At 67.4% G+C, this 24087-nt stretch carries 23 protein-coding genes and 1 tRNA gene; 10 read left to right on the forward strand and 14 right to left on the reverse strand.

The features are described from left to right. The 4 genes from OS124_RS0115595 to OS124_RS0115610 all read left to right on the forward strand — a co-directional run. On the forward strand, positions 1–1038 hold a 1038-nt coding region (locus OS124_RS0115595), incomplete at its 5' end, for a sigma-54-dependent transcriptional regulator (protein ID WP_010140705.1). Between the two features lie 267 nt (positions 1039–1305). Further along, complete coding sequence (locus tag OS124_RS0115600; RefSeq protein ID WP_010140706.1) at positions 1306–2316, forward strand: DctP family TRAP transporter solute-binding subunit; 1011 nt, start codon at positions 1306–1308, stop codon at positions 2314–2316. 125 nt (positions 2317–2441) lie between these two features. Continuing rightward, positions 2442–3110 carry a TRAP transporter small permease gene (locus OS124_RS0115605; protein WP_010140707.1) on the forward strand — a complete coding sequence of 223 codons (669 nt, stop codon included), beginning with the start codon at positions 2442–2444 and terminating at the stop codon, positions 3108–3110. 3 nt (positions 3111–3113) lie between these two features. After that, positions 3114–4508, forward strand: a complete 1395-nt coding sequence (locus OS124_RS0115610; RefSeq protein WP_010140709.1) for a TRAP transporter large permease — start codon at positions 3114–3116, stop codon at positions 4506–4508. 374 nt (positions 4509–4882) lie between these two features. Here the strand turns inward: OS124_RS0115610 and tpiA are convergent, their stop codons facing one another. The 7 genes from tpiA to tgt form a co-directional block, all read right to left on the reverse strand. Beyond that, entirely contained in the window at positions 4883–5632 is a 750-nt protein-coding gene (gene tpiA / locus OS124_RS0115615; protein WP_010140710.1) for a triose-phosphate isomerase, read from the reverse strand. A 182-nt stretch (positions 5633–5814) separates the two neighbouring features. Continuing rightward, entirely contained in the window at positions 5815–6201 is a 387-nt protein-coding gene (locus OS124_RS0115620; RefSeq protein ID WP_010140711.1) for a TfoX/Sxy family protein, read from the reverse strand. Positions 6202–6217: 16 nt separating this feature from the next. Beyond that, positions 6218–6568: a HesB/IscA family protein gene (locus OS124_RS0115625; RefSeq protein WP_010140712.1), complete on the reverse strand. Its 351-nt coding sequence runs from the start codon at positions 6566–6568 to the stop codon at positions 6218–6220. Positions 6569–6638: 70 nt separating this feature from the next. Beyond that, the gene (locus OS124_RS0115630; RefSeq protein ID WP_010140713.1) at positions 6639–7517 is read right to left on the reverse strand and encodes a LysR family transcriptional regulator; all 879 of its coding nucleotides are present in this window, start codon (positions 7515–7517) and stop codon (positions 6639–6641) included. Positions 7518–7779: 262 nt separating this feature from the next. After that, the gene (locus tag OS124_RS0115635) at positions 7780–8418 is read right to left on the reverse strand and encodes a hypothetical protein (protein ID WP_010140714.1); all 639 of its coding nucleotides are present in this window, start codon (positions 8416–8418) and stop codon (positions 7780–7782) included. Between the two features lie 218 nt (positions 8419–8636). After that, positions 8637–8999 carry an SUF system Fe-S cluster assembly protein gene (locus OS124_RS0115640; protein WP_010140715.1) on the reverse strand — a complete coding sequence of 121 codons (363 nt, stop codon included), beginning with the start codon at positions 8997–8999 and terminating at the stop codon, positions 8637–8639. A gap of 62 nt (positions 9000–9061) precedes the next feature. Continuing rightward, positions 9062–10192, reverse strand: a complete 1131-nt coding sequence (gene tgt / locus OS124_RS0115645) for a tRNA guanosine(34) transglycosylase Tgt (protein ID WP_010140716.1) — start codon at positions 10190–10192, stop codon at positions 9062–9064. A 440-nt stretch (positions 10193–10632) separates the two neighbouring features. On the opposite strand from tgt, the gene lon reads away from it, so the two are divergent. From lon to OS124_RS0115660, 3 genes are all read left to right on the forward strand, one after another. Next, positions 10633–13044 (forward strand): endopeptidase La, encoded by a 2412-nt coding sequence (gene lon, locus OS124_RS0115650; RefSeq protein ID WP_010140717.1) that lies wholly within the window; start codon positions 10633–10635, stop codon positions 13042–13044. A gap of 183 nt (positions 13045–13227) precedes the next feature. Then, on the forward strand, positions 13228–13782 hold the full coding sequence (locus OS124_RS26630; protein WP_010140718.1) for an HU family DNA-binding protein: 555 nt from the start codon (positions 13228–13230) through the stop codon (positions 13780–13782). A 15-nt stretch (positions 13783–13797) separates the two neighbouring features. Then, positions 13798–13872: transfer RNA gene (locus OS124_RS0115660), tRNA-Val, on the forward strand. Between the two features lie 199 nt (positions 13873–14071). Here the strand turns inward: OS124_RS0115660 and OS124_RS0115665 are convergent. The 4 genes from OS124_RS0115665 to OS124_RS0115680 all read right to left on the reverse strand — a co-directional run bounded on the left by OS124_RS0115665 (position 14072) and on the right by OS124_RS0115680 (position 17607). Continuing rightward, on the reverse strand, positions 14072–15190 hold the full coding sequence (locus OS124_RS0115665; RefSeq protein WP_010140719.1) for a tRNA-dihydrouridine synthase: 1119 nt from the start codon (positions 15188–15190) through the stop codon (positions 14072–14074). 205 nt (positions 15191–15395) lie between these two features. Then, the gene (locus OS124_RS0115670) at positions 15396–16130 is read right to left on the reverse strand and encodes an anti-sigma factor (protein WP_010140720.1); all 735 of its coding nucleotides are present in this window, start codon (positions 16128–16130) and stop codon (positions 15396–15398) included. Next, positions 16127–16591 (reverse strand): sigma-70 family RNA polymerase sigma factor, encoded by a 465-nt coding sequence (locus OS124_RS0115675; protein WP_010140722.1) that lies wholly within the window; start codon positions 16589–16591, stop codon positions 16127–16129. The genes OS124_RS0115670 and OS124_RS0115675 overlap by 4 nt, the downstream gene beginning before the upstream one ends. Before the next feature lie 212 nt (positions 16592–16803). Then, positions 16804–17607, reverse strand: a complete 804-nt coding sequence (locus tag OS124_RS0115680) for a DUF4394 domain-containing protein (RefSeq protein WP_010140723.1) — start codon at positions 17605–17607, stop codon at positions 16804–16806. A gap of 128 nt (positions 17608–17735) precedes the next feature. Here OS124_RS0115680 and OS124_RS0115685 point away from each other — a divergent pair, with 128 nt between their 5' ends. Then, positions 17736–18164, forward strand: coding sequence for a TonB-dependent receptor (locus OS124_RS0115685; RefSeq protein WP_010140724.1), 429 nt, complete (start codon positions 17736–17738; stop codon positions 18162–18164). Between the two features lie 60 nt (positions 18165–18224). On the opposite strand, the gene OS124_RS0115690 is transcribed toward OS124_RS0115685, so the two are convergent. From OS124_RS0115690 to OS124_RS24920, 3 genes are all read right to left on the reverse strand, one after another. Then, on the reverse strand, positions 18225–20384 hold the full coding sequence (locus tag OS124_RS0115690; RefSeq protein WP_010140725.1) for a hypothetical protein: 2160 nt from the start codon (positions 20382–20384) through the stop codon (positions 18225–18227). Continuing rightward, positions 20374–20523: a hypothetical protein gene (locus OS124_RS27805; RefSeq protein ID WP_202799077.1), complete on the reverse strand. Its 150-nt coding sequence runs from the start codon at positions 20521–20523 to the stop codon at positions 20374–20376. The genes OS124_RS0115690 and OS124_RS27805 overlap by 11 nt, the downstream gene beginning before the upstream one ends. 83 nt (positions 20524–20606) lie before the next feature. Then, on the reverse strand, positions 20607–22073 hold the full coding sequence (locus OS124_RS24920; RefSeq protein ID WP_010140726.1) for an Hsp70 family protein: 1467 nt from the start codon (positions 22071–22073) through the stop codon (positions 20607–20609). Between the two features lie 288 nt (positions 22074–22361). On the opposite strand from OS124_RS24920, the gene OS124_RS0115700 reads away from it, so the two are divergent. Next, the gene (locus OS124_RS0115700) at positions 22362–22640 is read left to right on the forward strand and encodes a hypothetical protein (protein ID WP_138919563.1); all 279 of its coding nucleotides are present in this window, start codon (positions 22362–22364) and stop codon (positions 22638–22640) included. 273 nt (positions 22641–22913) lie between these two features. Then, a complete protein-coding gene (locus tag OS124_RS0115705; RefSeq protein ID WP_010140728.1) occupies positions 22914–23882 on the forward strand; it encodes an AraC family transcriptional regulator in 969 nt (322 codons plus the stop codon). Positions 23883–24087 lie beyond the last annotated feature (205 nt).

Below are 24087 nucleotides of genomic sequence, written 5' to 3' on the forward strand. Positions count from 1 at the left end.
TGGATCACACGCTCGAAGACCGATCCCGAGCTGCCGGTGATCCTGCTGACCGGCGAGGGCGACATTCCCATGGCCGTCGATGCGATGAAGCGCGGCGCCTTCGGCTTTCTCGAGAAACCCTGTGCCAGTTCCGAGCTGCTGCCGGTGCTGGAGCGCGCCCTGAAGACCCGCGCCCTGGTCCTGGAGAACCGCCGGCTGAAGGCGCAGCTCGAGAGCGGCGATCCGGCCGCACGGATGATCTTCGGCCGCTCGGAGCAGAGCCAGGCGTTGCGTCGCCAGGTGCGTCAGGTCGCGGCCACCGGTGCCGAGGTGCTGGTCACCGGCGCGCCGGGGGCGGGGATCTCGAAGGTGGCCGAGGTCATCCATCTCAGTTCGCGCCAGGCGCAGCGGCCTTTCGTCAAGCGGGCCTCGGCGGGGCTGGCCGTGGCGACGCTGGAGGTGGCCTTCCAGGAGGCGATGGGCGGTTCGCTCTATCTCGACGAGATCGGCCAGCTGCCCGGCGACACTCAGTTCGCCCTGACCGAGCGGCTGGAGGGCCAGCCCGGCGCGCGTCTGATCGCCGGGTCGGCGGCGCGGCTGGACGAGGCGGTGGAGGCGGGGCGTTTCAGCCATGAGCTGTTCTACCGGCTCGACGTGATGCGGGTGCATATCCCGGCCCTGTCCGAGCGGCCCGAGGACATCCCCGTCATGTTCCGCCAGTATGTCGCCCAGGCGGCCGAGCAGGCCGGGCTGGCGGCGCCCGAGGTCTCTCCTGACGTGGTGGCCGGGCTGATGGCGCGGGACTGGCCCGGCAACGCCCGCGCCCTGATGAGCGCGGCGATGCGTTTCGTGCTGTCGGGCGGGCAGGGAGAGGCGGAAGAGCAGAGCGACCTTGGCCTGGCCGAACAGATGGCGCAGATCGAGAAGAGCCTGCTGGCCGCCGCCCTGCGCCGCCACGAGGGCCGCGCCAGCGCCGCTGCCGAGGGGCTGAAGCTGCCTCGCAAGACTTTCTACGACAAGCTGGCCAAGCATGGCTTGCGGCCGGAGGATTTCCGCTGAGGGCGGCAGGGGGCGATTCTGGCGGTCCAGGGGTGTGCGGAAAGTCGCACGGTCACGGTGGTGGCCCGTGCGGGATTTCGCACATTTGATGCATGGCAGCTATGCGCATTGCGCATGGTGTCTTGGTCAAGAAATTGAAATCAATGCTGAAATTCTCACGCTGCACCTGCGGCATGACTTTTTGTTGAGCCTCCCGGCGTTCCGGCGGAATTTCTCCGAAGCGGGGCCAGATGCCCCGACTGACCAGTTTTCCGGGAGGAGACCCAGATGAAATTCCTGTCCACCGCCGCCACCGCACTGGCCCTTGCCGTGACCGCCTCGGTCGCATCCGCAGACACCATGGGCTGCGATGACGGCGAGATGGTGATCAAGTTCAGCCATGTCACCAACACCGACAAGCACCCCAAGGGCATCGCCGCCGAGCTGCTGAAGACCCGCGTCAACGAAGAGATGGATGGCGCCGCCTGCATGGAGGTCTACCCGAACTCGACCCTCTATGACGACGACAAGCTGCTGGAAGCCATGCTGCAGGGCGACGTCCAGCTGGGCGCCCCCTCGCTGTCGAAGTTCGAGACCTTCACCAAGGTCTTCCGCATCTTCGACCTGCCCTTCATGTTCAAGAACATGGAAGCCGTCGATGCCTTCCAGGCCTCGGATGCCGGCCAGGACATGATGGGCTCGATGGAGAAGCGCGGCCTGGCGGGCCTGGCCTTCTGGCACAACGGGCTGAAGCAGTTCTCGGCCAACAAGCCCCTGGTGCACCCCGCCGACGCCGCGGGCCTGAAGTTCCGCGTCCAGCCCTCCGACGTGCTGGTCGCCCAGATGGAGGCCATCGGCGCCTCGCCGCAGAAGATGGCCTTCTCGGAAGTCTATGGCGCGCTGCAGCAGGGCGTGGTCGACGGCCAGGAGAACACCTGGTCCAACACCCTCGGCCAGAAGTACTACGAGGTGCAGGACGGCATCACCGAGACCAACCACGGCGTGCTCGACTACATGGTCGTCGCCTCGGTCGACTGGCTGGACAGCCTGGACGATGACGTGCGTGACCAGTTCCTGACCATCCTCGGCGAGGTGACCGCCGAGCGCAACGCCGCGATCCAGGAAGTCGACATGGCCGCCCGCCAGGGTGTGCTGGACGCCGGCGGCGTGATCCGCGAGCTGACCGCAGAGCAGCGCGAAGAGTGGGTCACCGCGATGAAGCCCGTCTGGGAGCAGTTCACCGACGACGTCGGCCAGGAAAACATCGACGCGGCGCAGAAAATCAACGCCATGTACTGATCCCTCCCACGAGGGAGCAGAGGGGCGCGGCCGTGAGGTTCGCGCCCTTCCTGATCCGCGCCGGACCCGGCGCGGCGGCCCATTCCGCGCCCGCCCGCGCGTCAAAAGCAGAAAAGGGGACGAAGATGCATCCTCAGCCCGGGGAAAGTGTCATCGATCGGATCGAGGAGAGCCTCATCTCGGTCATTCTGGGCGTCATGACGCTCATCACCTTCGCCAATGTGGTGGCGCGCTACGTGTTCAACGCGAACATCCTCTGGGCTCTGGAGGCCACGGTGTTCCTGTTCGGCTGGCTGGTCCTGCTTGGCGCCTCCTACGCGGTGAAGAAGAACGCCCACCTGGGCGTCGACGCGGTGGTCGACATCTGCCCCGCGCCGGTGCGCCGGGTGCTGGCGCTGATCTCCATCGCCGTCTGCCTGGCCTTTTCCCTGCTGCTGCTTAAGGGCGCCTGGGACTACTGGGCCAACTTCGCCAACCTGCCCCAGACCGAGGGCCGCTGGTTCCCGCTGGGCTTCGAGGAAAACTTCCGACCGAAAGCCTGGTACGAGGTCAATGACATCCCGATCCCCGAATGGCTGCGCTTCCTCGAAGGCGCGATGAACGACGGGGACGAATACGAGAAATTGCCCCGTTTCATCCCCTATGCCGTGCTGCCGGTCTCGATGGCACTGCTGCTGTTCCGCTTCGTCCAGGTCGCGCTGCGCATCTGGCGCGGAGAGCTCGACCGCATCGTGGCCAGCCACGAGGTCGAGGATGAAATCGCCGAAGTCCGCGAACTGCGGGGGGAGAACTGATCCATGGCTGTTGCAATTCTTTTCGGCCTCGTCGTGGGCTTCATGCTGATCGGCGTGCCGATTGCCGTCTCGCTGGGCATGAGCTCGGTGCTGTTCCTGCTGTTCTACAGTGACACCTCCCTGGCCTCGATCGCCCAGACGCTGATGCAGGCCTTCGTCGGCCACTTCACCCTGCTGGCGATCCCCTTCTTCATCCTGGCATCCTCCTTCATGTCGACGGGCGGGGTCGCGAAACGGATCATCCGCTTCTCGATCGCCTGCGTCGGTCACCTGCAGGGCGGCCTGGCTATCGCCGGTGTCTTCGCCTGCATGATCTTCGCCGCGCTCTCGGGCTCTTCGCCTGCGACCGTGGTCGCCATCGGCTCCATCGTCATTGGCGCGATGACCCAGGCAGGCTATTCGAAGGACTTCGCCGCAGGCGTGATCTGCAACGCCGGGACGCTGGGCATCCTGATCCCGCCCTCCATCGTCATGGTGGTCTATGCCACCGCCACCGATGTCTCGGTGGGCCGGATGTTCCTTGGCGGCGTGATCCCTGGCATCATGGCGGGCCTCATGCTGATGATCGCGATCTGGATCATGGCCAAGGTGCGCAACATGCCCAAGGGCAAGTTCGCCGGCATGGGCGAGGTCTGGGTCAGCTTCAAGGATGCCTTCTGGGGCCTGATGCTGATCGTCATCATCATGGTCGGCATCTACGGCATCCCCGGCGTGACCGGCGCGATCTTCACGCCGACCGAAGCCGCCGCCGTCGCCTCGGTCTACGCCTTCATCGCCGCGACCTTCATCTACCGCGACATGGGTCCGCTGAAGACCGAAGGCGAGGGGCGCAACCTGACCCTGCTGCAGAAGCCGGCCGCGCTGATCACCGGCTGGTTCCACCGCGACACCCGCCACACGCTCTTCGAGGCGGGCAAGCTGACCATCACGCTTATGTTCGTCATCGCCAATGCGCTGATCCTCAAGCACGTGCTGACGGATGAGCAGATCCCCCAGAAGGTCGCCGAGGCGATGCTGTCGGCGGGCTTCGGCAAGATCATGTTCCTGGTGGTGGTCAACGTCATCCTGCTGATCGGCGGCCAGTTCATGGAACCCTCGGGCCTGCTGGTCATCGTCGCCCCGCTGGTCTTCCCCATTGCCATCGAGCTGGGCGTGGATCCGATCCACCTCGGCATCATCATGGTGGTCAACATGGAGATCGGCATGATCACCCCGCCGGTGGGCCTCAACCTCTTCGTCACCTCGGGCGTCGCCGGCATGCCGATGATGCGCGTGGTGAAGGCGGCGGCCCCCTTCCTGGCGGTGCTCTTCGTCTTCCTGATCATGGTGACCTACATCCCGGCAATCTCGACCTTCCTGCCGAATGCGGTCATGGGGCCGGAGATCGTGGTCAACTAGGTTTCAGGGGTGAGATGTTGTGTGGTTGCGGCGCCCTCGAAAGGGGGCGCCGTTTCTCGTTTCGCGCCGTCGGATCGCCTCCGGCGGGAGTATTTTCAGCCTGGTGATGAACAAGGGAGACAGTCTCCGGAGAAGCGACCGACGTCCGATCCAGGGGCGTTGCACGCCCTCCATGGCAAAAGGAGGGCGCCTTACCGGGCACCTCCTTCATGCGCATCACCAGGCTGACAATACTCCGGGGGGAGTCGCGAAGCGACGGGGGGCAGCGCCCCCCCCTGCTACCCTCTACGTGTCGCCTCGCGAAGCGACGGGGGCAGCGCCCCCCTGCAACCCTCTGCGTGTCGCCTTGCGGCGACGGGGGCGGCGCCTCTCCGTCAGGCCTTTTCCAGCGCCGAGATGATCGGCGCGAAATCGGCGGCCTTCAGAGAGGCGCCACCGACCAGGGCGCCGTCGACATTGGAGATGGCAAAGATCTCGTCGGCGTTGGTGGCCTTGACCGACCCGCCGTAGAGCAGGCGCACCGATTTGCCGACACCGTAGCCGAAGCGGGCCTCCAGCCGCTCGCGCATGAAGTCATGCACCTCGCCGATCTGGTTCGTGGTCGGCACCTGGCCGGTGCCGATGGCCCAGACGGGCTCGTAGGCCACCACCAGGTTCTCGCCGTTGGAGGTATCGGGGATCGACAGCGACAGCTGGCCGCCGATGATGTCCAGCGTATTGGTTGCCTCGCGCTGGAACAGGCTTTCGCCGACGCAGATGATCGTGGTCAGCCCGACCTCCTGCGCCGATTGCGCCAGCATGCGCACGTCTTCGGAAGTCTCTCGGTGGTCGGCGCGCCGTTCCGAGTGGCCGAGGATCACCGCGCTGGCGCCCACGTCCTTCAGCATCTCGGCAGAGATGTCGCCGGTGTGCGGCCCGGCCAGCTTGTGGTGGCAGGTCTGACCGCCGATCTGGATCGGAGTCGACCAGCACATGTCGACGGCGGGCGCGAGCAGCGTGGCGGGGGGGCAGATCAGCAGGTCGCAGGCCGGATCCGGATGCTCGGTCTTGAGCTTCTCCAATTCCTTCAGCGAGGCCCGCAGGCCGTTCATCTTCCAATTGCCCGCGGCAAGTTTCCTGCGCATTCCGCTCTCCCTCTGACGGGTGTTTTCCCGGGGTTTCCGGGGGCTTGGCCCCGGGCGTTCCAGCGGTCCAGGGGGACCGGCCCGTCTGCTGCGCATTCTTGCCCTTGGCGGGGCGAGGTCAAGGGACTGGTAGCGCCCACATCGGCGAAATCCTGTGGACAGCCTTTTGGCCCGGGCGGCTGTCAGCCCCTGGCGCGGGCTGCCTTGCGGGCCTTGGCGCGGCGCTTCTCGGCGGCCGCGGCCTCGGCCGGGGGCAGGGCGAGGCGGGCCCAGTGCAGCGCCTCTTCCGGGTCATCCAGCGCGCTTTCGGGCAGGGTCATGAAGGAGGTGACCTGCTGGCTGCGGTCGCCGCGCCTGTAGGAAAAGGGCCGGGATCCGGCATCGCGGAAGGCCTGGGCTGTGGTCTCGTCGGACTTCAGGAAGACCTGCCCGTCGGGCGAGACCATGGCGAACATCACGTCCTCGTCCACGTAGAGCCCGGCGCCCGAGAACATCCGGCCCGTGCGCAGCGGCCCAAGGCCCGCGAAGAGGTCTCGTACGTGTTCGAGGAAATCGGGATCGACCGCCATGGCTCTGCCCGTCGGCTCACATGCCGGCGAACTTGATCGACTCGCCGCAGCCGCAGGCCTCTGTCACGTTGGGATTGTTGAACCTGAAGCCGGATTCCAGCAGCGAGGTCTCGTAGTCGATCTCGGTGCCGAAGAGGAACATCTGCGCCATCGGCGCGATCATCACCCGGGCGCCGTCCTGTTCGACGACCTCGTCCATCGGATCCACGCTGTCGACGTAATCCATGGTGTATTCCATGCCCGCGCAGCCGCCCTTCTTGACGCCGATCCGAAGGCCCTGATGGCCGTCCTTCTGCATCAGCTTGACGATCTGTGCCGAGGCGCGCGGGGTGATGGTGACCGCCTGTTTGCCGGGAATGCTGAACATGGGTGACTCCTTTGAGCGGAATGTAGTCCCCAAACCGGGCGATTCCAAGATGTGGGGGCCTGCAGGGGCGTCATGACGGCTGTGTGTCCCCGCGCAGCGGGCTGCGCCCGGCCAGCAGGTCGGCATTGGCGGCATAGAGCGCCGCGAGGCGGCTGATCAGGGTGCGCAGGGCGGGGCGGTGGCGGTCGTCGGCGTGGAAGACGAGGTGCTGGGTTTCGTCCAGCGCCTCGATGATCGGGCCGGCACGGGTCAGCGCGGGGTCGCGGTCGCCGACCATGCAGGGCATCACGCCGATGCCCGCGCCGGCGCGCACCAGCTCGTGCAGGGTGGCGACGGAATTGGCGTAGGTGGCGATGCAATGACCTTGCGCCAGCAGCCAGTGCGCCGCCGGGTGGCGGGCATGCTCGGGGTCCATCCCGACCCAGGTCAGCGCGCCCGAGACCGGCATGGCGTGGCAGCGGTAGGGGGCGAAGCGCAACTGCCCGAGCGGGCGCGAGGCGAGGTTGCCGCTGTCGGGCGGGCGGTTGCGGATGCCGAGGTCGATTTCGCGATGCGCGATGTCCAGTGTCGCCTCGGTGGTGATGAAGTTCAGCCGGAAGGGATCGCCGGGCCGGAAGATCTCGGCGTAGCGGTCGGCGAGGAAGAAGGCGGTGGCGGTGCCGGCCGAAAGGCGGATCAGCGGCAGCTCGTCCGAGAGCAGCTCGGCCACGGGGGCGGCGGCGGCCTGCATGGCGCGCACCCGGGCCAGCAGCGCTTCACCCTGCGGGGTCAGGCGATAGCCGGTCTGGGCGCGGTGGAACAGGGTCTGGCCGGTCTGCTGTTCCAGACCCAGCATGCGCCGCCCGAGGGTGGGGGCGCTGAGCCCGGTGGCCCGCGCCGCGCCGCTGAGGCCGCCGGCCTCGGCGACACGCAGGAAAAGATGCAGGTCGTCCCAGCTGATCTCTTTCATCGGTGAAAGACCTCTTGCGATCTCTGCCGCAGATTGGCTGCCTTGGGCAGGATACTCTTTCACTGATGAAAAGGAAAGGAGTGCCCATGCTGCCGCTGATCCGCCCTATGGTCCGCCCGGACCTGACGGAAGAAGAGTTCTATCACCTGCAAGCCCTGACCCTGAGACGCAGACTGCGCCGCGTGTTGGGCTGGCTGACGCGCAAACGCGAAAGGGGCGCCGCAATGGGCGCCCCTTCGGATCGGTCGGTGCAAGGTGCCCCTCAGGCCACGGCGCCGATGCGCTGCGGCTGCGGCGCGCCCTCGACTTCCAGAAGCGCCTCGGAGAGCGCCGGATAGCCCGCGCCCATCAGGGCCTGGCGGACGGCCTGGCGGGTGATGCCGAGGCTGTCGGCAACGGTGGAATGGGTCGGCGCATCCGGTGCCATCATCGGCAGCACGGCCTTGGCCTGGGCCGCGGTCCAGCGGGCCGAGACATGGTCGACCAGCCGCGCCACGGCAGCCAGCTCGGAGCCGTCGCCATGGCCGAAGCGGGCACCCTTGAGGCTGTCGAGAATGCCGAGCGAGGTCAGGAAGACCAGCCCCTCGGCGCGGCCCAGGTCACCGTCCATCGGCACATGGCCGTTGCCCGAGACAATGGCGATGGCGGTATCGAACTGGCGGCCCTTCTGACGCAGCCCTGCGCGCAGTGCCAGCGCCTCGCGCAGGCCCGGGCGGGCCGGGCCGAGGGCCAGCTGCCAGCTGGTCTCGCCGAGGCGGGTGAAGGCCACCGGCGTGCTCTGCCAGCCCTGGATCAGTGCGGCCGACTCACGGAGGCCTTCGAAACATTCATCCAGATCGGACGCATTTGTTCCCTTGCCGGCGACAATGTCGCCGGACAGAATCGTGACGTTGTAGGTCATCTGCTCTACCTTGCCCTAATTATTATTGCTGCCTGTGTTTTTTAGGGAAGGTTAACCTGTTTCACCGGATCTGGGAAGCGCGAAAGCTTCCGCACCAGATCTGTGTCCTATCCGCTACAGGTTGCGGATTCCCTGTTGCAGGCCCCAGATATGGCGGGGCCTGCCGTGATTCCCGGGGGCGGGCCCGGGGTCGGGACGGGGCGCCGCAGCGCCCCGGATCACATGAAGCCAAGCTCCAGCCGGGCTTCGTCGCTCATCATGTCCATGCCCCACTGGGGCTCCCAGGTCAGGGCGACATCGACCTGCTTGACGCCGTCCAGCGGCTCGATCGCCTCGGCGACCCAGCCGGGCATGTCGCCGGCCACGGGACAGCCGGGCGCGGTCAGGGTCATCACCACCTTGACCTCGTTCTCGTCGCTGATGTCGATGGTGTAGATCAGGCCCAGGTCGTAGATGTTCACCGGGATTTCCGGATCGTAGACCGTGCGGCAGGCCTCGACGACGTTGTCGTAGAGCGGGTGTCCGGTGGAAGAGGGCGCGATCAGCGGGGTGCCTTCGAGGGGCTCGGATTGCTCGGTCATGTCGGCTCCGTCTGTTTCTGACGAAATATATAGGGATTGGGCGGGGCGAGGTCTAGGCCGCGCTAGAGAGGTTCGATGTCGCCGCGGGCCCGTTCGGCGTGGAACCCGGCCTCCCAGGCGTCGAAGCGCTGTTCGGCGATGGCGGCGCGCATGCCGGCCATCAGGTCCTGGTAGTAATGCAGGTTGTGCCAGGTCAGCAGCATCCCCGAGATCATCTCCTGCGCGCGGTAGACGTGATGCAGGTAGGCGCGCGAGTAGTTGCGGCAGGTCGGGCAGGTGCACTGCTCGTCCAGCGGGCGCGGGTCGTCGGCGTGGCGGGCGTTCTTGACGTTGACCTGTCCGCGCCGGGTCCAGGCCTGGCCGGTGCGGCCAGAGCGCGAGGGCAGCACGCAGTCCATCATGTCGACGCCGCGCTTCACCGCGCCGACGATATCGTCGGGCTTGCCGACGCCCATCAGGTAGCGCGGCTTGTCCACGGGCAGCATTCCGGGCGCGTAGTCGAGCACCTGGAACATGATCTCCTGCCCCTCGCCGACGGCAAGGCCGCCGATGGCATAGCCGTCGAATTCGATCCCCCTCAGGGCCTCGGCGCTTTCGCCGCGCAGCTCTTCCACGTCGCCGCCCTGCTGGATGCCGAACAGCGCATGGCCGGGGCGGTCGCCGAAGGCATCGCGGCTCCGCTGCGCCCATCTCATCGACAGCCGCATGGATTGCGCGATGCGGTCATGATCGGCGGGCAGGGCAGGACATTCGTCGAAGCACATGACGATATCCGAGCCGAGCAGCTTCTGGATCTCCATCGAGCGTTCCGGAGTCAGCATGTGCTTTGAGCCATCGACATGGCTGCGGAACGAGACGCCCTCTTCGGTCAGCTTGCGCAGTTCGGCGAGGGACATCACCTGGAAGCCGCCGCTGTCCGTCAGGATCGGCTTGTCCCAGTTCATGAACTTGTGAAGGCCACCTAGGCGCGCCACCCGTTCCGCGGTCGGGCGCAGCATCAGGTGATAGGTATTGCCCAGCAGGATGTCGGCGCCGGTGGCGGCGACGCTTTCGGGCATCATCGCCTTGACGGTGGCCGCCGTGCCCACGGGCATGAAGGCGGGGGTGCGGATCTCGCCCCGGGGGGTCGAGATGGTGCCGGTGCGCGCCTTGCCATCGGTGGCGGCGAGAGAGAAGGAGAAACGCGTGCTCATGGCCGTGGCTCTTAGTCTTCTGCCGCTGGCTTGACCAGTCCCCGCGAGGACTATGGCCCCTCACGGGGTAGGGCGGGCGCCTGCAGGCAGGCCTGTCCGCTGCGGCCCCTGTCGCGCACGCCCAGGGGGGCGGGTGCCGTCCGGTTGACGGTTGGGGTGCGGTAACTCTTTCAACTTGGCGACAAATATGCCCGGGGACGGGCAGGGCCGCAGGCCGCAGGGGGGGCAGGCCCCCCGGGCCCGCCTGCCGCAGGCGCAGTGGTTTTTCGCCTAAAACCCCTTATATCCCGCTTGCTGCCACCTGTCGCACCGGGCAGGATGGCGGGAACACAGTTGAAGATCGGCCCCGCCGGGCCCAGATTAACAGACTGTAAACCGGAGATAGCCATGGTTGCCGCCGAGCGGGGCCTGCGCGATCTGCCCAAGATCAAGGAAAGAGCATGCAAGAGCCTCTCAACCCCTCCTATGCCGTGCTGCCCCTGCGCGATATCGCGGTCTTCCCGCACATGATCGTGCCGCTTTTCGTCGGCCGTGAGAAATCCGTGCGGGCGCTGGAAGAGGTGATGACGGAGAACAAGCAAATCCTGCTGGCCAGCCAGAAGGACCCTGCCGAAGACGATCCGACCCCCGACGGCATCCATGGCACCGGCGTGCTGGCCAATGTCCTGCAACTGCTGAAGCTGCCCGATGGCACCGTGAAGGTGCTGGTCGAGGGCTCGGTGCGCGTGCGGGTCGCCGAATACCTGGAAAACGACGAGTACTTCGAGGCCCGTGCCGAGCTGCTGGAAGAAGTCCCCGGCGACGCGGAGACCACCGAAGCCCTGCTGCGCACTGTCGCGCAGGAATTCGAGCGCTATGCCAAGGTCAAGAAGAACATCCCCGAAGAGGCGCTGACCGCCGTGGCCGACAGCCATGAGCCCTCGCGCCTGGCCGACCTGGTGGCCGGTCACCTCGGTATCGACGTCGAGCAGAAGCAGGAGCTTCTTGAGACGCTGAGCATCAGCGAGCGCCTGGAAAAGGTCTATGGGCTGATGCAGGGCGAAATGTCCGTGCTGCAGGTCGAGAAGAAGATCAAGACTCGCGTCAAATCCCAGATGGAGCGGACGCAGCGCGAGTACTACCTGAATGAGCAGATGAAGGCCATTCAGAAGGAACTGGGCGATGGCGAGGACGGCGAGGGCGAGATCGCCGAGCTGGAAGCGCGCATTGCCGAGACCAAGCTTTCGAAGGAAGCCCGCGAAAAGGCCGAAGCCGAGATCAAGAAGCTGAAGTCGATGTCGCCGATGTCGGCCGAAGCCACCGTGGTGCGCAACTACCTCGACTGGATGCTGTCCATCCCGTGGGGCGTGAAGTCGCGCGTCAAGAAGGACCTCGCGCTGGCCGAAAGCACGCTGGACAAGGACCACTACGGTCTCGAGAAGGTCAAGGAACGCATCGTCGAGTATCTCGCCGTGCAGCAGCGTTCGAAGAAGCTGAAGGGGCCGATCCTCTGCCTCGTCGGCCCTCCGGGCGTCGGCAAGACCTCCCTGGGCAAATCGGTCGCCAAGGCCACGGGGCGCGAGTTCATCCGCATCTCGCTTGGCGGCGTGCGCGATGAGAGCGAGATCCGCGGCCACCGCCGGACCTACATCGGCTCGATGCCCGGCAAGATTATCCAGGCGCTGAAGAAGGCCAAGACCACGAACCCGCTGATCCTGCTCGACGAGATCGACAAGATGGGTCAGGACTTCCGTGGCGATCCTTCCTCGGCGATGCTGGAAGTGCTCGACCCGGAACAGAACGGCACCTTCGTGGATCACTACCTCGAGGTGGAATACGACCTGTCCAACGTGATGTTCCTGACCACGGCGAACTCCTACAACATGCCGGGCCCGCTTCTGGACCGGATGGAGATCATCTCGCTGGCTGGTTACACCGAGGACGAGAAGCGCGAGATCGCGCGGCAGCACCTGGTGGATCAGGAAGTCAAGAACCACGGGTTGAAGCCCTCGGAATTCGAGGTGACCGACGGCGCCCTGACCGAGATGATCCAGCGTTACACGCGTGAAGCCGGGGTGCGGAACCTCAAGCGTGAGGTGGCCAAGCTGGCGCGCAAGGCCGTTACCCAGATCGTCAAGGGCGAGCTGAAGAAGGTGGTGATCACCGAGGACAACCTGGATGATTACCTCGGCGTGAAGAAGTTCCGGTACGGCCTGGCCGAGAAGGAGGACCAGATCGGTGTCGTCACCGGGCTGGCCTGGACCTCGGTCGGCGGGGATCTTTTGCAGATCGAGGCGCTGCGCCTGCCGGGCAAGGGCCGGATGAAGACCACCGGCAAGCTGGGCGACGTGATGAAGGAGTCGATCGACGCCGCATCGTCCTACGTCCGCTCCATCGCGCCCGAGATCGGCGTCAAGCCGCCGCGCTTCGACCACTGGGATATCCACGTCCACGTGCCCGATGGCGCCACGCCGAAGGACGGCCCCTCGGCCGGTCTGGCCATGGTGACCTCCATCGTCTCGGTGCTGACGCAGATCCCCGTCCGCAAGGACATTGCCATGACCGGCGAGGTCTCGCTGCGCGGCAACGCCATGCCCATCGGGGGGCTGAAGGAAAAGCTGCTGGCCGCGCTGCGCGGTGGCATCAAGACCGTCTTCATCCCCGAGGAGAACGAGAAGGATCTGGCCGATATCCCGGACAACGTGAAGGAAGGTCTGAAGATCATCCCCGTCACCCACGTCCGTGAGGTGCTGGAACAGGCGCTGATCCGTCAGCCCGAGGCCATCGAGTGGGACGAGGAGGCCGAAGAGGCCGCCGCCGCCGCCCGGGCCAAGGCTGCCGAGGAAAGCACCCGCCAGACGGTCGCACACTGATCGGGGCTGTGCCCTGTTTGCAGGCAATCGAAGGCCGCGCCCGGTGTCCGGGCGCGGCCTTTCGCGTTTCTACCCCTCAGGCCGGGCGCGGCACTGGTCAGGGGGCGTTTCCGCCCTAGGCTGAAGATCTGCAGGCTGATAGCCGATTTTCCGAAGACCGGGAGCGCAGCGAAAGGAACGATCATGTCCGAGAAGAAGACCAGCAAGACCTCCCCTCAGAAGCGCGCCGCCAGCCGTGCTGCGGATGCCGCCGTGAAGGCCGCCCGTACCGCGGGGCCCTTGACCGAAGAGCAATCGGCAAGCGGACCTGCGGCCCGGCGCGGTGGCAAGACGACGTCGGCGGGCCCCTTGCACGCCGAGCAGCCCGAGAGCGGAGAGGATGTCGCGGAGGGGCAGGCGCCAGGTTCCCAGGCCGTGCGGGGCCTGTCCGAGTTGAAGAAGAAAGAGCTTGTCGAAAGCGTCGTCGCGCGCTCGGGGGTGAAGAAGAAGGACGCCAAGCCGGTGGTGGAGGCGATGCTGACGGTGCTCGGAGAGGCGCTCGGAGAGGGGCGCGAACTGTCGTTGCACCCGCTGGGCAAGCTGCGTGTCACCCGCACGAAGGACCTGCCGAATGGCAAGCTGCTGGTGACCCGTATCCGCCAGAGCGGCCCGGCGCTCGAAGAGCTGGACAGGGCCTCTGATGAGGCCGGCGAAATTTCTGCAAAAGAGACCCTTGCAGAGGACGGCGAGGGGCGTTAGAGAACGCGCCACGGCGGGTGATTAGCTCAGTGGTAGAGCGCTTCGTTCACATCGAAGATGTCAGGGGTTCAAATCCCTTATCACCCACCATCTTATCTAGTGAAGAGCCCCGGTTAATGCCGGGGCTTTTCGCGTTTCAGGGACGGGCAGTGCCAGTTCGGCGCGGCTTCGGGGGGCCATGCAGCAGCGGGATCTGCCGTCGCGGGCAGGGCCGACGCCGGTGCGGGGCCGGGGATGGCTGCCACCGTCGCGGGCAGCCCCGGCTGGCGGGGCTGCGCGAGGTAGGGCCTCAGACGGCCGTCTGGTCGACCGGGGCTTCGGCCTGGTAGCCGCCGTTGTAGGCGTCGCTCTTGCGGCGGATCTTGGAGTGCTCGACGATCCGCTCCCGGGCGATGCCGCGGAAATCCTCGATCGAGGACATGCCCTTGCGCTCGAGATAGGCACCGAGATCGCTGCACAGCTCCTGGATCAGCTTCACGCCGACGCCACCGCTGCCCTTCTCCTCCATCGCGGCGGTGCAGACCTGCAGGTTGCCGGCGCCATGCACGATGAAGTTGAAGGCCTCGTGGAAGCCCTTGATGCCGCCGATGCCCGAAATCGCCTGGTCTGGATAGGCTCGCGAGATGTCCGAGACCCGCTGCAGGGCCTGGTTCAGGATTGCCAGCCCGCCCTGGCCGCCCGAGGTGACATAGCCGTCGACCTCGACCTCGAACTTCATCGTCTCGGGGTCCATCAGGGGCAGGGACGGGAAGGTGTTGCACAGCGAAATGGCCGAGGCGCCCGCCGCATAGGCTGCGCCCGCGGCATCGACAAGCGTCGAGGTGGCCGGCGTCAGCTTGACCCAGATCGGCACGTCGACGGCTTCGGTCACGGCCTTGAGGATCCCGCGGATGATGTCCTCGTCATTGGCGATGTGGGCGCCCATGTCCTTGCGGTCCATGTGGGGGCAGGACATGTTCAGCTCCAGCGCATCACAGCCCGCATCCACGCAGGCCCGCGCCAGCTTCTGCCAGTTGGCCATCTCTTCCGCGCCGCCCGCGCCGGCCATGATCGAGCCGATCAGCATCCGGTCGGGGTAGGTGCTCTTGATCTCTTCCAGGTCGGGCAGCCACAGCTCAAGCGGCTGGTCCGAGATCAGCTCCCAGTTCCAGGAGGAATGCGAGACCGTATCGGGCCGCTTGGTGCGCGAGACATAGGGCTTTTCCTCGCTGGCGCGCTGGTAGATCGTCTTCGGCCCGGCGACGTTCTCGACCGGGTGCAGGCCGATGGTCTTGGTGACCACGCCGCCCCATCCGGCCTCGAAGGCCTTCAGGATCTTGCGTTTGCTTTCCGTCGGCGGCGCCGAGGCCAGCACGAAGGGATTGACGAAATCGAGACTGGTAAAGCTGGTAGCGAGCGAGATTGGCATGGCACTTCCCCTTGTTTTTATGACTTAGGAACGTAATTTTTTACCAACAAGTCAATATTCTTCCGAAGGCCGCCGGTTCGGGCACCGGAAACGGGGCTGAAACCGGGGGAATTTGCCGAAAACATGGGCAGATGGGGCTGTGCCGGTCCGGGGCCGCGACCTGAGACTGTCGGGCGACAGGCCCGCAGGTCGCGGCCCCGGGCGTTCAGAGCACGGGCTCCTTTGCCAGTCCGACCCCCAGGATCGGCCCGGTGGGCAGATTGGTGGGCGAGCCGCCGGCGGGTTCGGCAGTGATCTCGTAGAGCTGGCGCGCGCCGGGGGCGGGCAGGCCCGAGATGCTCAGCGTGCGCGAACTGCCTTCGACCAGCAGGCCCAGGGAAACCGGCGGCCCGGCCTCGTCCGGCTTGGTCCAGACCTGCATGACCTGTCCGGCAGGCACATCGGCGGGCTCCAGCAGGGTGACGCGGGTCGTGTTGTCGGCACCGCTTTCGATCAGGGCGAAGGCCTCGCCCTCGGCATCCATCAACACCGCGATCACGAGGGGGGCCGGCGGGCTCAGCAAGGTCCAGCCAGTGACGCAGGCCAGCAAGAGGCTGGCTGCAATGGCGCCAAGGGCCGTGCCGCGCCAGCGGCCCAGCCGGCTTTTCACCCGGGCCAGGTCGACGACCATGCCCGACGCGGGGGCGGTTTCGCCTGACCCCGTGGTCGCGAGATCCGTGGCGCCGTCGAGGCGCGCGGCGATGCCCTGCCAGAAGCCCTGCGGCAGCGGCAGCACGGGGGCGGTGTCGTCCAGCGGGGCAAAGCGCTGCCGGGCCCGGTCAAGCCGCGCCGCAAGCGCGGCGTCCTGCGCCGCCATGGCCTCGATCCGGGATTGGTCCTCGGCCGAGGCCAGCCCCAGGGCGATCTCGTCCAGCAGGTCGTCAAGAGAACGCTCCGTCATGACAGACACTCCCTCAATTTCAGCAGCCCGCGCCGCATCCTGGCCTTAACCGTGCCAAGCGGCGTTCCGGTCTGACCGGCGATTTCGCCATGACTGTGCCCAAGAACGTAAGAGGACAGGATCGCCTCGCGGGTCGCGCCATCCAGGCGGTCGAGGCACTGTCGCAACCCGGTCGAGGTCTCGAGGCTGCCATGGGCGCTGGCCAGGACCTGCGCCGCCGGGGTGTCGTCGACCTCGCTCGCGCCGGAGGAGACCTCGCGGTCTTCCTGCCGCAGCATGGTCAGGCACCGATTGCGCAGGATGGTATAGAGCCAGCCCTTCGCGCTGCCGCGGGAAGGGTCGAACTGGGCCGCGCGGCGCCAGGCCAACACCAGGGCGTCCTGCACCGCATCCTCGGCAAGATCGGCACGCCGCAGCATCCTGCGGGCGACGCCCAGCATCCGGCCGCCCTCGGCCTCCATCAGCGTCTTCAACGCGCTCCGGTCGCCAGAGGCGCAGGCCCGGATCAGCGCGGCGTGGTCCGTCTCGATCTTGAACCCTCCCCCGTGGGGATGCGATCCGCAGGTCCCCTTGGACAAATGGCTAGAGACAGGGCGCCCCGCTGTCAAACCCGCCCCGCCCGGGTGAGGCCGGCGTGACGCGATGGTCACGCTGGCCCCGGGGGTCGTCAGGGTCACATTCCGGCGGTCAGGAAGGTGATGTCGCGGATCACGTTGTCGCCCGCGCCTTCGATGTCCCAGCTCTCGGTGATCGCGCCGCTGTCCAGCGAGACGGTGTGCAGTTGCCCGGCGGCCACCAGCCAGGCGGTATTGGTGCCCTCGGCATCGGTGGCAATGTCGAAGGCATAGCTGTCAGAGCCCTCGATGCCCAGCTTGCCGACGGCCGCCAACGTGCCGTCATTGGGCGAGGTCTGGCGGATCAGCGCCACGATGGTGGCGTCGATGTCATACATCGCCGTGGCCTCGGGCTTGCCGTAGCTGTTGATATAGGCGGCGGCGACGATGGCGGGGGCCTCGCCGGCATGCATGTCACTGTCCTCGAAGGCCAGCGAACCGTCGACGGTCACCGCACCGCTCTCGATGTCGACGCGGTGGTTGGTGGTGCCCGACATGAAACGCAGCTTGTCCGCCATCGGGTTGAAGTCGACGATCACCGGCGCATCGCCCATGACGGGCAGCTCGGTGTCCATGGTCGAGATCTTTGTGGCTTCGCCGGTCATCGGGTCGATCTCGACGATGTCGAAGGTATCGGTCACGCCGATCAGCTGGCCGTTCGAGGGCCGCAGGTCGATGCCCAGAAGGCGCTCGACACCAGAGACCTCCATGCTGTCGCCGACCGAAGCGGTGGCCGCGTCGATCATGTGCAGCATCCGGTCGCCGGACAGGGCGATGGCCTTCAGGCCGTGATCGTCGGCCTGGGCGCCGGTTGCGGTCAGGGCGAGCAGGGCGAGGGTCGCGGGGGTGGTCGTCTTCAGCATGGGTCGTCTCCTCACTGTGAACGGGCGGCGGAGGGGTCCGCAGCCTCGGTACATCCCATGACTCCGGCGCGGGGCGGTTTGGATGCAGGGGGCGAAAGATTTTTTTCCGGACCGGCGCGGCAGGGGGCGTGGCGTCCCGTTCCCGGCGGGGTGCGATTGACAGCCAATCGCCACGCGGCCGAGGTTTCCCGCGCCTTGCCAAGCCCTCGGGGCGGAGCCTCTGCACGGCCGTTTCCCGCAGTGCAGGCGGCGAGGCCCTCATCAGGGGCGCGCCTCCGGGCGATTTCATCGGCCGGGCCTATGCGCCGAAGCACGACCTGCGCCCCGAGACGGCCCGCACCATCGAGGCCGGTCCCAATCTGAGCTTCGATGACCTGCTGGGCGCCCAGGACAGCTTCCGCCTCACCTTGGCGGCCTTCGACCGGCAGATCGAGGAGTACATCGTCTTCGACTTTATCCTAACCGAGGAAGAGCCAGGCCGAATCTGCCAGAGCTTCGTCAATGCGGCGGCCAGCCTGCTGGACACCGCCCGCCCGACAGCATGCAGGTCTTCTTGAACGGCAGCCGGACCACCAGCCGGTTCCGGGTCGGGGGCAGGCGATCCGGAGCTGCTTGGCCTAGCGCGCCGGTCCGTTCAGGGGCGCCACGTCGGAGACGTCGAAGCCGGCCTCGGCGAGGGTGCTCAGCAGACTGTCCCAGACCTCGGAGCGGCGCTTGAGGCTGGTGCGGTAGGCGCCGAAGAGGTGCGGCTGACGTCGCAGCGCGGCGTCCAGCGCCATGCGGCTCATCCGGTCCTGCGCCGCCATCGGATGATCCAGCAGCACCGCGTAGTCCATCAGCACCCGGTCCCGCAGCGCCTGCACGCGGGGCGTGCGGGGCAGGGGAACGGCCTGGTGCGGCGCGGCCATGTTCCACATCAGGCGGCGCATCAGGGCCAGGTCCGGGTCGTCGAAGCGGATCTCGACGGCGGGCAGGGGGGCATCGGTGGCCGTCAGCAGGTCGTTTCGCAGCGCCTTGCCCAGGCAGACCTGCTGGGTCTCGCCCGGATCGCAGAACCGCTGCGCCTGCCGTCCGATGTCGCCCGGGGTCACGGGGCACCGTGCCTGGCGGACCTCCAACGGCACCGCTTCGGCGTCCAGCTTGTCCATGCACAGCCGCGTCAGCCCGGACAGCATCGCGGCGGTGTCGGGCCAGGCGACGCTCAGCCGGATGTCGCTGTCCTCTGGCGGGCTGGACAGTCCGCTGACCTCGGTCGCGCCGTAGAGGCTGGGCGCCCCGCTGTGCAGGAACAGCTGCACGCGCCGGGGCAGGAGATCGACAGCGGTCAGGGGCTGCCAGTCCGACAGCACCGTTTCCTCCCCCGTGGCGATCTTTCGAAGCTGAAGGCGCGGCATCTCCATCACCTGGCGCATGAGGCCCCTGGCAGGATGCGGCGCCGTGATCTCGATCACGCGCAGCAGGTTGCCCGGTGCGGCCGCCGTCAGGGAGCAGCTGCGCACCTGGAACTGAACCATGTGATGGCAGGTGACAAGCATGCTCGGCTCTCTTGCCGGGGCGGCGGCGTCGAAATGCAGGAAGCGGGGCAGGCTGTTCAGCGGATCCGGGGTGATGCGCGGCGCGGTGGCTGCGGGCAAGCCGATGAGGGTGGTCCCGGCCACCTGCCAAAGCGCGGGGCGCGACAGTCTGGGCTGGCCGGTGTCCAGGCTGTCCTGCGCCAGGCGAAGGCCGCCCAGCACAAGCAGGCAGGCCAAGAACACCAGGTGCTTCAGGCGCAGCAGGGGTTGCCGGCCAAGGGGGCGGGACATCACGCCGCGCGCCCGCCTCACGACCCGGCGCAGGACCGGGCTGCTCCAGCTCAGGAGCACCAGCACCGGCGCCAGGAAGAGCTGGCCCAGCCACCATCCGGCACCGACGAAGAAGATACTGAAGAGGGCGGCGCCGCTGTAAAGCTCTGCCGGACCGTCAAGGCCGAGGGTCTGCAGGATCGCGGTCGGGGCGAAGACCAGCACGACCAGCCCGATATAGGGTATCAGCTGGCGGATCAGCCGGGCGAAATAGCCCGTGTCGTCGTCGGCCTGCCCGATGTCCCCGGCGCGGATGGCGGGGCCGAGGATCTGTTCCATGGCGCCGTGAAACTGCGGAAAGCGGCGGGCAAAGCCGACCGCATCGGCCCGCCAGCCGAAATGCTGATCCATCTGCCGGACCCATCCGGCGGGGGGCGTTGCGCCCTTTTCGGGCCCGCTGCGGCTGATGGTGGCCAGCACCATCCCTTCGAGCTGCCGTGCCGCCGGGCGCTGCATCATCGGGATCTGTCGCAGGATGCGGTCCCAGAGCCCGCTTTCGAAACTCTCGTTGCGAAGCAGGGTCCTCGCCTGGGCGAGGATGGCCTGATCAGGGTCCGGTTCCGGCTTCGGGGTGGGCTCTGGCTCTGGCGCTGGCTCCGGCTCTGGCCTGGGCGCGGCAGGCGGTTCAGGCGGACTGGCGGGGGCCGCGCGCTCTGGCCGTTCCCCTGCGGCAGCGGGGTCCGGGTGGTGATCGGCGTCCGGGGGGCGGGCGGAGCTCAGCGCCTCGGGGACGACACGGCGCTGTTTGCGGCCCGCCCCCGCACGGCGCAGGGCCACCTCGTAGGTATTGCGCAGGGTCTCGAAGGCGGCCACGTCGCCTTCGGGCAGGGCCTTCAGCCGGGCGGCATAGGCCCGCCGGATGCTGCGGGCATCGCGTTCGTCCGGGCCAAGGCCCAGCTCGCTCCAGGGCCATTTCGGCGCGTCAGTGGACAAGGCCGGCCTCGATCCGCCTGGCAATCTCGGAGATGCGTGCGCGCTCGGCGGCGATGCTGCGCGGATCCTGCCCGACCAGCGCGCTTTCGAATTCGCCCAGCAGGGTCAGCACCACCTCGCGGTCCGGGCCAAGAAGCATCTCGTAGAGATGCTTCAGCGTCTCGATCAGCGCCTGGTTCTCGGCCTGGTCGTAGGGGCCGACCTTCAGCTTTTCGAGCGCCTTCAGTCGCGCGGCCTTCTCGGCCGGGACATCGCCGAGGCGAGATTGTCGATGACATTGCCGATCCTCCTGCCGGTCGCCAGGATCGTCACGTCCACCGCCAGCAGGCCGCTGACATCATAGGTGAAGCGCACCTCGATGGACTGCATGCCGGCCGGCGCAGGAGGCACATCCACCTCGAGCTCTCCCAGCAGGATGTTCTCGGAGGCGATGGCGGATTCGCCCTGGTAGATCTTCACCTCGATCAGGCGCTGGTTGTCCTGGATGGTCGAGAAGACCTGGCTGCGGCTGGCCGGCAGGATGGTGTTGCGTTCGAGGATCGGTGAGAAGCGGTTGGTGAAATAGCGCCCGTTCATCATCGAGGCACTGGCGATGCCCATCGAGAAGGGCGCCACGTCGGTCATCACCAGGTCGTCCAGCGCGGCGTCGCGCGCTGCCAGGCCGGCCTGCACCGCCGCCCCCAGGGCGATGGCATGATCGGGGTCGGTACTGCGGTCGGGCAACTGGCGGAAGATCCGGCTGGCCAGATGCTGCATCATCGGCATCCGCGTCGCCCCGCCGACCAGGATCACCCGGTCGACGTCCTCGACCTCGGTGCCGCTGTCGTTGAGGCAGATGTCGATGGGACGGCGCAGGCGCGCCAGCAGCCCCGAGGCGATCTCTTCCAGCCGCTCGGCGGTCATCGAGACCTCCAGCTCGCGCCCGCCAAGGGCCAGCCGGGCCCGTGCGGGCTGACCGGGACGCAGCGCGCGCTTGAGCTCTTCGGCGACGGCCAGCAGCGCCTCCTGCTCGGCGGGGTCGCGGCGCGGCCAGTCCAGCCCGGCCCCGCCCGCGAGGTCGGCGGCGATGCGTTCGCTGAAGTCCTCGCCGCCAAGGTTGGCATCGCCCGAGCTGGCGCGGACCTCGATCACCCCCTCGAACATCTCGAGGATCGAGACATCGAAGGTGCCGCCGCCCAAGTCGAGCACGGCGAAGGTGCTTTCGCTCTCGCGTTCCTGCACGCCGACGGCCAGCGCGGCGGCGGTGGGTTCGTTGATCAGCCGCAGCACCTTCAGCTCCGCCAGCTCGGCGGCGTCCTTGGTGGCCTGGCGCTGCACGCCGTTGAAATAGGCCGGCACCGAGATCACCGCCTCTGTCACCGGCTCGCCCAGGGCGGCCTCGGCATCGGCCTTGAGCTGGCGCAGCACCATGGCCGAGAGCTCTGTCGCGCCGTAGCTGCGCCGGCCAAGGCGCAGTCTGCGCCCGGTGCCCATGAAGCGCTTGAAGCGCGCGGCGGTCAGCCCTGGGTGCCGCACCAGCCGCATCCGGGCCGCGCGTCCGACCAGCAGGGTCTCGCCATCGTCGGCCAGTCCGACGACAGAGGGGGTCATCACCTCTCCGAGCGCATTGGGCAGCAGGCGCGGCCCGCCTTCCTCGTGGACGGCGATGAGCGAATTGGTGGTTCCGAGGTCGATGCCGATCTGGGGCAAGGGAAGCTCCCGAGGAAATGCGTTTGCTGAAAAGGGCTGGATGGTTCTGGCTGTCGTGAAGCCTAGGAAAGGGGCTGTGGCAAAGGCCAGCCCGTTCCGGGGCGTGGCCGAAAAGCCGGGCGCAGGGCGTGCAAGGCGGCAACAGGGGCGGACCGGCGTGACCCCTTGGGTAACTGCATCGAGCCCCCGCACATCCCCAGCGTTCCGGTCCGCCCCAGGCGGGTCGCGGCTTCGCCAGGTCCCGTTCAACCGACCGGTCCCAGACGGCCGAAGACCTGGAGACCCGACGTGACCAGACCCCCAGTCAGGCCATTGCAGCAGGCTTTCCTGCGCGATCGGTGCCGGTTGCCGCGTCTGGAACTGGGCGCGCGCATCAGCTTCATCGGCGACTGCGCCGACACCACGGCCACTATCGCCACCGGCGGCTGTACCACGATGATCAACTGGGAACCCTGCACCTTGGTTGAGGTCTTCGGCTCTTACGAGGTGAACAACCGGATAAGCGTCGATCTGGCCATCGATGACCTGACGGACGAGTGCTGCATGGACAGCCGGCGCTGGAGCTGATGCCCTCGCCGGGACGCACGCTGCGCTTCGGTCTGACCGCCACCTTCTGCGCCGTACTCGGGCATGGCGTCACCCTCGGGCCTTGCCGGTGGTGGCGCCAAGCCGCAGGGGCAGTGAAACCGGGCAGGGCGGGGGAAACCTGATGCACCTCTGCGCCACTTTTCCGTCAAGTCCCTGTCCGCAATGGTCAATCCCTTGCCCGGGAACGCAACCCGGACATAGTTTCCCGGGATATCGAGAAGGTCAGTCGCGCTAACAAGGACGCTCAGACGGATGGAGGACAGCCCCCCGGACCGGCAGCAAGATGCCGCAACGCCGCTGCCGCGCGGGCTCTATATCGGCGACAACGGCCAGGCCACGCTGCGTCAGGGCGATATCGACATGGCCTTCTCGCAGACCGATCCCGACGATCACGGCGGCCTCTGCTGGAGCCTGTCGCATTTCCATGCCCCGGGATCGGGGCGCGAACTTGAGGTCGGGGGCAGCCGGGGCACCGACTACGTCTTCACCCAGATTCCGCTGGCCGGAGGCTTCGAGGCCGAGATGACCTGCGGCACCCGTGTCACCGGGGCGCGGGCCGGGCTGATCAGCCCCGGTGCGCCGCTGATGCATTTCCGCTTCCATGCCTCCGAGAACCGGGGCTTCGGCGTCGAGGCCTCCTTGGACGCGGTGGAACGCTGGTTCGGGAAGGATGTGCCTCCGGCGATCCGCGCCATGCTGGACAATGCCGGGCGCGGCAGTTTCCATCAGCCAGTGGCCCTGCCGGACTACCTGTTGCAGACCCTCAAGGCGGCCCTGGCGAACACCCGTCCGCTGCGAGACCGGCTGGTCGAAAGCGCTGCGCTGCTGGTGTTGTCGCACCAGCTGGAGGTGCAGGCGGAAGAGGGGGCGCTGGCCGGAACCGTCCCCGCAGAGATCCGTGCCGCGCATGAGGCCCAGGCGCTGATGGAGGCGGCGGGGGCACAGCCCCCCGGTCCGGCGGCGCTGGCGGCAATGCTGGGCCTGCCGGTGCGCCGCCTGGCGCAGGCCTACCGCGAGGTCTACGGCCAGAGCCTGTTGCAGGGGGCCGAGCAGCTGCGCCTGGTGCGGGCACAGGATGCGCTGCTGGAGGGGCAGGCAATCAAGACGATCGCCGCCGATCTCGGCTATTCCAGCGTCAGCAATTTCACCTCGGCCTTCCGCCGCCGGACCGGCCTGCCGCCGCGGCGCTGGCGCGAGCTGCAGGCCCGCGGCGCGCGCTGACCCCCCCCCTCATCCCAGAGGCGCCCGGCTTGGGCGCCGGCCTCAGCCATGTGCCAGGGCGATCTCCTGGGCGACCTGTTGCAGGGCTTCGAGGTGGGCGGCGGCGAAGTCGGCCTCGCCCTGGGCGCTGGCCACCCAGGACAGGTTGACCGCCGCGACGGCGCGGTCGCCGATCATCACCGGCACGGCGATGGCCGAGACCAGC

Origin of the sequence: Oceanicola sp. S124 (assembly GCF_000220565.1) — a bacterium.
In the GTDB taxonomy this organism is placed as follows: Bacteria; Pseudomonadota; Alphaproteobacteria; order Rhodobacterales; family Rhodobacteraceae; genus Pseudooceanicola.

What these genes read in the sequence shown, in the direction of transcription:
- OS124_RS0115600 (WP_010140706.1), top strand. Translation starts at nt 1,306, where the DNA reads ATGAAATTCCTGTCCACCGCCGCCACCGCACTGGCCCTTGCCGTGACC.
- OS124_RS0115605 (WP_010140707.1), top strand. Translation starts at nt 2,442, where the DNA reads ATGCATCCTCAGCCCGGGGAAAGTGTCATCGATCGGATCGAGGAGAGC.
- OS124_RS0115610 (WP_010140709.1), top strand. Translation starts at nt 3,114, where the DNA reads ATGGCTGTTGCAATTCTTTTCGGCCTCGTCGTGGGCTTCATGCTGATC.
- tpiA (WP_010140710.1), bottom strand. Translation starts at nt 5,632, where the DNA reads ATGCGCAGGAAACTTGCCGCGGGCAATTGGAAGATGAACGGCCTGCGG.
- OS124_RS0115620 (WP_010140711.1), bottom strand. Translation starts at nt 6,201, where the DNA reads ATGGCGGTCGATCCCGATTTCCTCGAACACGTACGAGACCTCTTCGCG.
- OS124_RS0115625 (WP_010140712.1), bottom strand. Translation starts at nt 6,568, where the DNA reads ATGTTCAGCATTCCCGGCAAACAGGCGGTCACCATCACCCCGCGCGCC.
- OS124_RS0115630 (WP_010140713.1), bottom strand. Translation starts at nt 7,517, where the DNA reads ATGAAAGAGATCAGCTGGGACGACCTGCATCTTTTCCTGCGTGTCGCC.
- OS124_RS0115635 (WP_010140714.1), bottom strand. Translation starts at nt 8,418, where the DNA reads ATGACCTACAACGTCACGATTCTGTCCGGCGACATTGTCGCCGGCAAG.
- OS124_RS0115640 (WP_010140715.1), bottom strand. Translation starts at nt 8,999, where the DNA reads ATGACCGAGCAATCCGAGCCCCTCGAAGGCACCCCGCTGATCGCGCCC.
- tgt (WP_010140716.1), bottom strand. Translation starts at nt 10,192, where the DNA reads ATGAGCACGCGTTTCTCCTTCTCTCTCGCCGCCACCGATGGCAAGGCG.
- lon (WP_010140717.1), top strand. Translation starts at nt 10,633, where the DNA reads ATGCAAGAGCCTCTCAACCCCTCCTATGCCGTGCTGCCCCTGCGCGAT.
- OS124_RS26630 (WP_010140718.1), top strand. Translation starts at nt 13,228, where the DNA reads ATGTCCGAGAAGAAGACCAGCAAGACCTCCCCTCAGAAGCGCGCCGCC.
- OS124_RS0115665 (WP_010140719.1), bottom strand. Translation starts at nt 15,190, where the DNA reads ATGCCAATCTCGCTCGCTACCAGCTTTACCAGTCTCGATTTCGTCAAT.
- OS124_RS0115670 (WP_010140720.1), bottom strand. Translation starts at nt 16,130, where the DNA reads ATGACGGAGCGTTCTCTTGACGACCTGCTGGACGAGATCGCCCTGGGG.
- OS124_RS0115675 (WP_010140722.1), bottom strand. Translation starts at nt 16,591, where the DNA reads ATGGAGGCCGAGGGCGGCCGGATGCTGGGCGTCGCCCGCAGGATGCTG.
- OS124_RS0115680 (WP_010140723.1), bottom strand. Translation starts at nt 17,607, where the DNA reads ATGCTGAAGACGACCACCCCCGCGACCCTCGCCCTGCTCGCCCTGACC.
- OS124_RS27805 (WP_202799077.1), bottom strand. Translation starts at nt 20,523, where the DNA reads ATGCTTCTTGGCCCGGACCGCGAGGTGGTGCTGACCCTGCTGGGCGAA.
- OS124_RS0115705 (WP_010140728.1), top strand. Translation starts at nt 22,914, where the DNA reads ATGGAGGACAGCCCCCCGGACCGGCAGCAAGATGCCGCAACGCCGCTG.